The sequence below is a fragment of the Anaerovibrio sp. genome, assembly GCF_024697385.1.
Taxonomy (GTDB): domain Bacteria; phylum Bacillota; class Negativicutes; order Selenomonadales; family Selenomonadaceae; genus Anaerovibrio.
On sequence record NZ_JAILFV010000196.1, the window covers coordinates 1 to 3,756 of the forward strand.

At 43.5% G+C, this 3,756-nt stretch carries 11 protein-coding genes; all 11 read left to right on the plus strand.

What is annotated here, in order from left to right; all coding sequences use genetic code 11:
• The coding region (locus tag K6C05_RS10220) for a single-stranded DNA-binding protein (RefSeq protein ID WP_296734389.1) at nt 1-289 on the plus strand (289 nt) is incomplete at its 5' end.
• Between the two features lie 12 nt (nt 290-301).
• A complete protein-coding gene (locus tag K6C05_RS10225) occupies nt 302-742 on the plus strand; it encodes a helix-turn-helix transcriptional regulator (RefSeq protein WP_296734391.1) in 441 nt (146 codons plus the stop codon).
• Nucleotides 743-961: a Lar family restriction alleviation protein gene (locus K6C05_RS10230; protein WP_296734393.1), complete on the plus strand. Its 219-nt coding sequence runs from the start codon at nt 743-745 to the stop codon at nt 959-961.
• A 23-nt stretch (nt 962-984) separates the two neighbouring features.
• Nucleotides 985-1,194 carry a hypothetical protein gene (locus tag K6C05_RS10235; protein WP_296734395.1) on the plus strand — a complete coding sequence of 70 codons (210 nt, stop codon included), beginning with the start codon at nt 985-987 and terminating at the stop codon, nt 1,192-1,194.
• 168 nt (nt 1,195-1,362) lie between these two features.
• Entirely contained in the window at nt 1,363-1,698 is a 336-nt protein-coding gene (locus K6C05_RS10240) for a hypothetical protein (RefSeq protein WP_296734398.1), read from the plus strand.
• Between the two features lies 1 nt (nt 1,699).
• Entirely contained in the window at nt 1,700-1,825 is a 126-nt protein-coding gene (locus tag K6C05_RS10245) for a hypothetical protein (RefSeq protein WP_296734399.1), read from the plus strand.
• 100 nt (nt 1,826-1,925) lie between these two features.
• On the plus strand, nt 1,926-2,507 hold the full coding sequence (locus tag K6C05_RS10250) for a hypothetical protein (RefSeq protein WP_296734401.1): 582 nt from the start codon (nt 1,926-1,928) through the stop codon (nt 2,505-2,507).
• The gene (locus K6C05_RS10255) at nt 2,504-2,698 is read left to right on the plus strand and encodes a hypothetical protein (RefSeq protein WP_296734402.1); all 195 of its coding nucleotides are present in this window, start codon (nt 2,504-2,506) and stop codon (nt 2,696-2,698) included. The genes K6C05_RS10250 and K6C05_RS10255 overlap by 4 nt, the downstream gene beginning before the upstream one ends.
• Before the next feature lie 10 nt (nt 2,699-2,708).
• Nucleotides 2,709-2,900: a hypothetical protein gene (locus K6C05_RS10260; RefSeq protein WP_296734404.1), complete on the plus strand. Its 192-nt coding sequence runs from the start codon at nt 2,709-2,711 to the stop codon at nt 2,898-2,900.
• Nucleotides 2,897-3,556, plus strand: coding sequence for a DUF3310 domain-containing protein (locus tag K6C05_RS10265; protein ID WP_296734406.1), 660 nt, complete (start codon nt 2,897-2,899; stop codon nt 3,554-3,556). The genes K6C05_RS10260 and K6C05_RS10265 overlap by 4 nt, the downstream gene beginning before the upstream one ends.
• On the plus strand, nt 3,546-3,756 hold a 211-nt coding region (locus K6C05_RS10270; protein WP_296734409.1), incomplete at its 3' end, for a hypothetical protein. The genes K6C05_RS10265 and K6C05_RS10270, both read left to right, overlap by 11 nt.

Sequence of the window (3,756 nt, forward strand, 5' to 3'; positions counted from 1 at the left end):
AACTGCTGATTTTATTCCATGCGTTGCCTGGGAAAAGCTGGCAGAGATAGTGGCTAATAATCTTATAAAAGGCTCAGAGGTCCTTGTTGAGGGGCGGATGCAGGTCAGGAGCTATGATGCACAGGACGGCTCCAAGCGATATGTGACAGAGGTTATTTTGACCGAGGTAGAGTTCTGTGGCAGCAAGAAGGACAACGGGGGCGGCGGTGCCCCAGCTGGTGGCAATAGTCAGAATGACCTTGGTAGCTTCGGTGGTACTCCGGTACCGGATGATGATATCCCGTTCTAAGGAGGGCTGACAATGAATAAGCTGTTTGTTGAGAATTTAAAAAGGTTATGCAAAGAAAAAGACATCAGCGGGAAAGAGTTATCGACAAAGACTGGGATGACAGAAGTGACGCTAAGCCGATACAAAACAGGCAAGCGAGAGCCTAAAATATCAGTGGTGGCTAAATTTGCAGAGGCATTGGGAGTTAATGTTGATGAATTTTTAAAACCGATACTTTTACCTATGGAATTATTGCCATGCTGTAAGTGTGGCGAAATTCCTGTTATACGGCAAACTAAAATACCCAAAGAAAAGTATAAAACTGTCGAAGATAGCCTAATGTATCGCATACAGTGTCTTAAATGTTTACGCACTACCAGTTATCATCCGACAATAGAAGAATCTGTTAATTCTTGGAATAATTTGATAGTGGGCACAAATATGCAAATGACAAAACAGCAGGAGGGCGAGTAAATGAATGAATTGAAAACATGCCCTTTTTGTGGTGGTAGAGCATATATAGAAATTATTCCACCACATACACATTCTGAATGGCTTAAAAAGGCATTACCAGATTTGCCCGACTGCGAAGGCGAAGCATATGTATGGTGTAGAGAATGTTATGCAAGTGTGCCAGCAAAAAATAAAGATAAAGCTATAGAGCGGTGGAATAGGAGGGCTGACAATGACTAATAAAGAATCTTGGAGGAAGAAGAATGAAAATAAACAAGTTGCGATTAGGTGCTAACCAAGAAATCACAGTCCATGTAGAAATAAACCACTGCAACATACTTTGTGATAGAAAAGTGCTTCAAAACGGTATACAAACCTGGAGAAGAACATCATATTGCCTAGATTATGAAGAATTAAAAAGCCTGCATAATGTCATTGAGACAGCAATGTTTATGATGGAGGGGCGGAAATGACAAGGAGCAAATATGCCATCAATTTATCACTGGATGATTTGTACGAGATCCGAGAGGCTTTTAAACTACATCCACCCATAAAGGATGGGCACAAGTCAAACCTTCCGGGCAAAATCAACAAGTCCATAGTGATTATTGAAGGGCTGAAAAAGAGAGGGGATAAAAGGGATGATAAAAGATTACAGAGTGCGGGTACCACTGATTTACATAAGAAACCGAGGCACACACGAACAATGGAGCCTACTGGGAGCAAATCATAATGATGTGCTGCAGGTGATTGGCAACGGCAGAGCCATTATCTATTCCAATAGCCAAACATGTGAATCCAGTGAATGTGGTTATGAAATTCATGGCAATGAGGAGATTGTGGATGCTTTGGGAACAACGGAGTTTCGCATCCAGATGGTTCCATGGCCGGAGGCTGTAAAGATATTCAAGAGGCTGGATAAATCATACCGGCGCTTCTATAAGCTATTTAAGGCCCATGCAAGCGGGAGGTGCTGACGTGGATATAACAAGTTATCTTGCTGGAGTAGTCACGGGCGGGGCGGCTGTGTTGATATTGGCCTGTGTGTTGGCTCAGGCATTGTGGGCGGCTATGGTGGATGGTGATAGAAGATGTGGACATTGATAACCTTCTTACTGGGCGCCATACTGGGAGCCCTGCTATGTGGGCTGGTAATTATTATTGGACTGGAGGATAGAGCATGAAGTGGATATTATATTTTCCTTTGAACACGTTTTTTACAATTCTTTGTTACCTGACCAATTGGTTGGTAACTCCATTCTGTGATGAGCGTGGGGAGCTGCATGGTTTCCTGCGGTACTGGCAGACATGGGACGATTCATGTGATGTGGAGTTCTTCGTCAAGGAAAGAGCACCAAAAATATTCAGATATGACTTTGATAAGCATTACCGGTCCTCACGGGAATACACCCCAGAGCTTGACCAATACAACAGAGACAAGGGATGTGTGATTCTCATTGATGATAATTTCACATTGTGGGAGCGCATTCAACGGTATTTCTGTAGAACCTTATGGCTGTATAGGAATAACAGCTATGGCTTCGCATTCTATCTCTTTGGAATAGATGCTGATTATACCCAGCTTAATGAAAGACGCAAAGATTATAAAAATAAGGACTGGTATGAGATTGTCACTGGCAGGGGCTTCTGGTGTAACCCATGGAAGCTCACCGGACAATTTGGCTGGATATCATTTTATTTCGGTTGGAAATTATATGACTGGTATGCGCCTACAAGGTACATGATAGCGGGCAGAGTGATTCTCAGAAAGAAGGAGCAGCAATGACCAGAGAAGAGCGGGCCAAAAGAGTATATGCACTATATGAAAACGAGACAAACATCTGCGATGGAACATTAGAGGAAATTCATAAGAGGACAGGCCTCAATATGAAGCTGCTGAGGTGGATGACATACCCAGGCCCCCACAAGAGGTTTGAGGCAGGGCGATATAAAAGAGGCTTGGTATTTATAGAGTGAGGAAAATGACATGGCTAAAAAGAAGATATGCGCATATTGCAAGAGATATAAACCATCGGAAAAATTGGACTGGCAGACATTCTCCAAGATGAGTCTAAAATACACAGGATGGTGCCAGCATTATCGTGAAGAAAGAGACGATAGCGAGCCTGTTTGTGAGAATTATGTATATCGGAATAATGACAGGAAGGTGAAAGCATGAAAGCTGAAGCAAGAGCCGTGGTGTTATGTAAAGACGATACCATCATCAAAGTATATGAAAATATTGGAGTTATGGCTAAACGGCAGGATATATCACTGGCCACAGCCCTTTACAAAGTACAACCCACAACTGAATCCGTGAGTGGCTATAAGTTTTGGTTTGAGGATCAGTACCTTGAGCGGCATCCTGACGATGGGGCGGCACTTAAAAAAGCAAAGGAGGATATGATTATGGCTGATGCCAAGAGCGAAAAGAATACCAAGAAAACTAAAAAAACGGAGAAGGCTGTTGATAATGAGCTGGATGCCACTCCGACAACTGAACCAAAGAAGGGGAAGCGCAAAATGAAAAAAGTAGTACCAACAGAAGTGAAAATGGAAACAAAAAAGGAGCCTGTGGTAACAGAAGCTCCAAAAACGAAGCCGAATGCGGATATGGTTAATCATCCAGCGCATTACTGTAATGGAGATATTGAGTGCTGGGATGCTATGATGGCAGCATTCGGAGAGGAATGGATGATGCATTATGCCAATGTAGCAGCATTCAAGTATAACTGGCGGGCCAAGCATAAAGGGAAGTTTGCCGAGGATATGCGCAAGGCAGCATGGTATAACACCAGGGCTGCGGAGCTGGAGGAGAAGATAAATGGAGAATGAAGAGAAGGAAGTTGAGGACCTTAGCCTTAGAAGGGTGGGCAAGTTCCCAAAACTGGGGTTAATAAAAAGGGTATTCGCTTGGGAGAATGATATAAGGGCGGCAATATATGCTGCCCGCAACGACAGGCCGAGAGGAGAAAAGCTCATAGGGGGCGGCAAGTATGGAGGAAGTCCGACAGAGAATCAGGCTATAGCCAACA